The organism is Shewanella sp. 30m-14 (genome assembly GCF_052977125.1).
This window is the reverse complement of the sequence record NZ_JBRILW010000042.1, coordinates 21,752-28,094: the sequence shown is the minus strand read 5'-3', so window position 1 is coordinate 28,094 and position 6,343 is coordinate 21,752. Positions and strand designations below refer to the sequence as shown.

Annotated in this window: 2 protein-coding genes; one reads left to right on the top strand and one right to left on the bottom strand. The window is 46.4% G+C overall.

Annotated elements, in window-relative coordinates:
* Positions 1-175: 175 nt before the first annotated feature.
* The gene (locus tag ACVBIU_RS20150) at positions 176-5,080 is read right to left on the bottom strand and encodes a S8 family serine peptidase (protein WP_447164607.1); all 4,905 of its coding nucleotides are present in this window, start codon (positions 5,078-5,080) and stop codon (positions 176-178) included.
* 288 nt (positions 5,081-5,368) lie between these two features.
* Here ACVBIU_RS20150 and ACVBIU_RS20145 point away from each other — a divergent pair, with 288 nt between their 5' ends.
* Positions 5,369-6,268 (top strand): LysR family transcriptional regulator, encoded by a 900-nt coding sequence (locus ACVBIU_RS20145; protein WP_447164608.1) that lies wholly within the window; start codon positions 5,369-5,371, stop codon positions 6,266-6,268.
* Positions 6,269-6,343 lie beyond the last annotated feature (75 nt).

Sequence of the window (6,343 nt, the reverse complement as noted above, 5' to 3'; positions counted from 1 at the left end):
TTTAAAAACACTCGGATTTTGCCATCTTATAAAGATCGGTCAACCGATCAATAAACTGCTAAATGATCGGCATTACCCTCTAGTGAGGGCCCAAAAAAAGGTTAAGCGTTGTGAAAACAATTGCTGCTATTACTTAACCTTAATGCTCGTAAAAGCGCTTGGTCGAACAGCTGTGTTAACGCTGTTTTCTGCGACCTGTCGCAAGCAGACCAAGTAGAGCAAGACCTAGGAAGCCTAAGCTACCACCGCTAGAATCTGACTCAGGTTGCTCATCTGGAGTCTCTTCCGCTGGTGGCGGAGTCGGCTCTGTACCATCAGAGTTCACTGTTAGGGTGAAGCTCGTTTGTGCAGCGTCATTAGGGAAGGCTAAGTCGTGTGCCATTACGGTTACCACTGTTTCGCCATACCAATTTTCTTCTGGAGTTAACGTCACCATATTGCCTTCAACGACTGCGGTTACATGCTCAGCAGACACTTGAACTCCATTGGCAGTGCTCTCTTTATCTTGAACCATGACTTCAAAGCTGATGCTAGCGTTCTCATCAACACTCATGTTATTCAAGGCGCCAATCGCAAGGTTGGTTGGTACTTTTAGCGCTGCGGTTGTTGTGATGCTATCACTACCTGTGTAGTCGCTATCGACTGCAATTTGTAGATCTTGACCCACAGCGGTAGCACCCACTCGAGCTGAGAATGACAGCTCAACGGCTGATTGCTCAGGACCAAAGTAGTTGGCACATACCACTAAACCTTCAGAGACTTTCTCGTCAACATCGTTGAAGGCGAAGCTATCACCGATATAGCCATAAGCTGGACCGAAGGTGCCACGAGGACCATGGAAACCGTGCAGACCAATTGAGCCTAAGTGCGATTTTTTTCCTGTCATAGTGTCGTAGGCAAAGATGAACTCATGCTCACCCGCGGCAAAGTTAAGCTCGGTAGACGCTAACAGCTCGAAGCTATAACGAGCGTCATAGTCAGGGTCAAAGTTAACACCAAAGGCAAACTCTTGGCGCATGTTGTCCCACTCTACAATCAAGTAACGACCGTCAGTAGTTGATGCCAGTGATACACCGTCGTAGGCTTCTGTCTCCATATTGAACTCAGGCATAATCATACCGTCACCACGCCAAAGTGGAGCAATCACTGTATCTGGGAAGAACTGCTCGTCCATTGGGAAGTGCAGTGGCCAGAATAGCGGCATACTATCAAGCTGGATGAAACCGGCTGGTGAAATCGTTAGGGTGTCCTTCTCCATAAAGTCTGGATTGTTATTATAAAGTGGGATCCTATCGACACCAAAAGCACTTAACGGAATGGTGAGTGTTTCGTTTGCACGACCTGCAATAGCAAATACAGGTTCGATGTATGCTTCCTCAAACAAGTCGAGATAGTAAGGGTTTGAGCCAACAGGAATGCGACACGTTAAGTCGTCATCGCTGGTGGTAAACTGATACTCTCGTGCCTGTGTGTTACTGGCTGGCTGCATGGTAGCAAGACTAATTTGATTGCCTTCAACCGTAAGGTTATCGGTTAAGTCGAGATTATTACCGCTAGCAGTAACTGAGTCCGCTATTAGCTGTAGACCTTCAGGGAGCTCTAACTGCATATTGACGTCACGCTCAAGCCCAAGCATGTTAGGAGCCATCATTACGTTCACTTGAACAATGTCACCCTCTTTAGCTTGCTGCTGACTGGTGCTAACCATTACATCATCACCCGCATGGACTAGATTTAGCGCCATCTTTCCAAGGTTACCGACATTTTCAGCACTGTTACCGACTTCAACCAAGCCATAGAAACGGTCGCCCTGTTTAGCATCGCTTAATGACCAGTTGATGTTAAGGTTATATGGATCGATACCGTTGGTTGTTTGTGGACCAGTGACAGTCACTGAACCATTATCAACGCTTGGAATAATCGCTAAGCTAGTGACAATGTTATCCAAGGTATCTTCTTCATCGCTCCAAGGACGTTTGAAGTTACCAAGCATGGCCCAATAACGACCTGGCACTGGATTATTAATTGCGCAGTACTCTTGAAGACCGGTAAATGAATAACAAATTGCTTCGTCATACCATTCAACCAAACCGTTTTCATTGAGGTCCATGCCGATATCTAACGATGTCTCAGCGGCTTTATCTTCAGAGACTTGCTCCCATACTATGCGAGCTGTACCTTCTGGCACATCGAAGAAGTGCAGCTTAATACCTGAGTTGTCGACCAGAGTGCTAGGGTCCTCAATATCGATATAAGCGGCGCTAAGCTGATGCTCAACCACATCACCTGCTGTGAGACCGTGAACCTTAACATTGAGCTCTGCAATCTCGTTAGTCATCAACTCTGGAGTGAGCATCGTACCGTTATCGCGGTGGATAATACCTGACACCATTTCTGGTAATTTTGAGCCGCTAAAGCGGGCAATAACCGGCAGATACTGGTCTGGCATGGATTTATCTGCGGGGGTTAAGTTTACTTTACCGAAGACATCAAGATTAGCTGAACTTGCGTTTACCGAAGTCACATCTAATACCGTTGCCGTCACCATGATGCTTTGGCTTTCGCCTGCCAGAATAGAGAAGTTCTGCGGATAGACTTCTAGCTGCAAGAACGGCGCGCCTTCCATCGCTAACACTTCTGCATTTACGTCCCAGTCACCGTCTTTAGTTGCAGTAAAAGTACGCATCCAAGTACAGGTGCTTTGACATTCAGCATCAACCAAATAAGGTACGTTGAGTGCGGTTACATCGCCGCCTTCCATAGGGTTAGCTGCACGATAGTTGTCACCGTTCTCATCCATGACGAGACCTGCTTTTACCGCTCTAGCCACATTGATGACACCGCTACCCATTTGATGGAAGCTTGCTGTTTCCAACTCTGCAGGGTAATCATTGTTGTAGGCTTTACCTGATTGTGCAGTCATCATTAGTGCTGACTGGATCATCGCAGGTGTCCATTGAGGATGGGCCTGCGTCAGTAGTGCTAATGCACCCGCAACATGGGGGCCAGACATTGACGTACCGCTGATTGCAACATAGTCACTTGGCGCAGGGTACAAGCTAAATGGCATCTCATCTGAGTAGGCGGCAAATACATCTACACCCGGTGCAGATACGTTGGGCACCATAGTATTTGGATTTGTGGTGCTTGGTCCACGTGATGAGAAGTTAGCTAATATATCAGCCTCACGTTCAGTCGTGGTGATCTCTGAAGCATAGATACTTAACTGAGGTGCAGACTCTGAGTTTGCGACCCAATCCACAAGTGAATTTCCTGATGCCATATCGACATGCATACCAGGAATAGGGAAGGGGTTTAAATTAAGGCTATTACCGCCTCGGCCATCATCCCAAGAGATAGCGTTATAGAGGATGACGCCGCCAGCACCACCTTCAGCAACGTTAACGCCTTTTTGTACGCGGGCTATATCGCCACGCTTACACAGGACAATATCGTCACTTGTAAACGTCCCTTCAGCAAATGGCTCTAAACAAAGTTCATCACCAAAATTCGCAGCATCAACTAAGTTACCCGTAAAATCACCGGTGATACCGTAACCTTCAATATCATCAGGTGCACCAGCACCAACATAGTCGCCAATGCGGCCAGCTACAGGTTCAATTTGGCGACCGTGAGTGCTCGCTGCAACAGAAGTTAACCAAGGTGAGACATGGTCGATATATGATGGTCCGTATTGGCCCCAGTTACCTGCAGATGCTGCAACTGAGATCCCCGCTTCACGTGCTGATAGGAAAGCCATTTCAATCGCATCGTACCAAGGTAAGCTTTCAAGGCCACCAATTGAGAAGTTGATAACATCAACGCCATCAACAATCGCATCTTCAATCGCTGCAACCAGTGCATCACCCGGACAGCCACCAAAGGTCTCACCAAATGAACCACCACCTGGGTAACATACTTGGTAAGCAATAATGTTGGCTCGAGGGGCTACACCTGAAATTTCAGGGAAGACTAATGGGGTATCAAATCCATCTGATTTCTCAGTCATTCCTGCTAACTGGTAGGCTACATCGTGCAGTACGTTACCCGCTACGGTACCGGCTGTGTGTGAGCCGTGACCGTTGTAATCTTCACCATTGGGGGCACGTTTATAGTCAGCTTCCCACTCTGGGATATCTGGCTGGAATACTGGATCTTTAAAGGTATCGGTAATGATATCGTATGAGCGTACACCAATTAGTTTGCTGTTACACATGTTTGGATATTCAACACAGTCACCGACAAACTCGCCTTTGCCCAGTGGGTTTGTATGTACATAACCATCGCCTGCTACTGCAGCAAATGATGGGTGATCCGAGTTAATACCCGTATCGATAATACCGGCAACGATGCCTTCACCGCGCATCTCTACGCCATCGGGGACACCACTGCCTTGCCAAACCATATCAGCACCAATGTGCTTAGGGCCTACATCAGTAAATAGCTTATATTCTTTAGCACGACTCACGACTTTAACGCCTGGCAAGTCTGCCACTTTAGCCGCTTCTTGCTGGCTTAAGGTCATCGTCATACCGTTTAAAGCAATATTAAAGCGTCGCTTAATCTCGGCGCGCGGTGCGACCATTCTGATTTTACTTGCTGTTAAGTCTTGGGTTTCAGTTAGGTAGCTACGGTAGCTTTTTACTGCCGGGCTTTTAACATCGAGTGTACCGAAGCGCTCACTGCTGCGCATCGATGGTTGTTGGCTACGAGGAGAGGTCGCGGCGAACTCAGGTCGCTCACCTTGATACAATGCAATCGGTGCATCCATCAACTGGATGATGTAGGTGTGCTCCCCTTCAATCTCGTCTTCCCATACGAAAGGCGCCTTATGGCTGCTGCCTTTAGCCGCACGATGTACGTTCATGCCAACTTGCCCAGGGCGGTTACCTTGATTAACACCAGGATGTTTTGGCTTGTTTTTATATTGTTCGATTTGCTCTGGTGTGAGTTTTATTCCGATAAGCTCGCTATTACCACCATTAGTGGTGTCTATGGATAAAGGGTCCGCGACTAACGTCCCTAACCCAGTAGCGTATAACGCAGCCATTGTGACTACGCTAATTTTCTTGAGTTTCATGGTCCATTCCTTGTTATTCGTTGTTGCGAAATTGTTAATGTCGCTGTGCGTTTTTAACTGCAGAATAGTGTTGCGGGCTAATGCGTTATGCGTATAAAGCGATACGCATTTTGTATGTAAATAGGTTGGGTATTCATCTTTACCCTTTAATAACAGCTGGTTAACTTTTGTTGTGGATTGTGTGTATTGCATGCGGATGGATACAAGTTGTAACAGTGAGCTTCTTGTTCAAAATATTTAACAGTTGTATGTTGTGTTTCTGTTAAATTTGCTGACTTCGGATGAGTCATGATTGAATTTAGACATTTGAGAAATTTTACTGTACTGGCTAGAGAAGGAAATTATCAGAAGGCGGCGCAGAGATTAAACTTGGCACAGCCTTCATTGAGCCGAAGTATTCAGCGTTTAGAGGGGTTACTAGGGACAGAGCTTTTGAACCGTGGTCATCAAGCGATGTCGTTGACGGCATCGGGTGAGTTGGTGCTCAATCATAGTGAAAATATTATTCAAGGGGTCGACACGCTACGCAAGGAATTACAATACCTACAGGGTAAAAGCAGCGGACATCTTGCAATTGGGACTAGCCCGGTTCCAGCTAATACTATCCTTGGGCCTGCAATCGGGCGCTTTATCGATCGCCATCCTGATGTGCATATAGAGTTAGAAGAGGGCACGTGGCAGAATAATTTGGTCAAATTGCTACAGGGAAAATTATCTCTATTGGTTACCGATGTGAGGGGGGAGGAGATAGGTCATGAGGCGTTAGTACAAAGCTTTAACTTGCCCACTTATAATGCGGTGTTTTGTGCCAGAAAAGATCATCCCCTTTCTAAACGTGACATTTTGAGTTTAAATGATATTCGTCAATTCCCGATCGCCATTCCAAGAAACTTACCTGCTGGTGTCGTTGATATGTTCGGTGATCTCTTGTTTCAATATCGCAGTGACTTTGCAGGGCTTTTGCATTATGACGCTTTTTCGCCGATTAAAGCGGCGATGCAGCATTCGCAGATGTTAGCCCTTACTCCTCAGGTAGCCTTATTGGATGAAACGATGAGGAATGAGCTACATATCTTTAAGCCTGTCGATATGCCGAAGTTGGATGTCTGCTTTAGTGTGGTGATGTTGCGCAGTCAGGCTAGTGTAGCGGCTAAACGTTTCTTACAGTTGATGTTATCTAACTCTTAACTCACTTTAAGATGGGATAAAAAAGGCCCCTTATAATCAGGGGCCAAAGACAAGTGATGAAGAAAAGTAACGTTC

Coding starts and splice junctions, on each gene's coding strand:
- ACVBIU_RS20150 (WP_447164607.1), bottom strand. CDS start 5,080: ATGAAACTCAAGAAAATTAGCGTAGTCACAATGGCTGCGTTATACGCT.
- ACVBIU_RS20145 (WP_447164608.1), top strand. CDS start 5,369: ATGATTGAATTTAGACATTTGAGAAATTTTACTGTACTGGCTAGAGAA.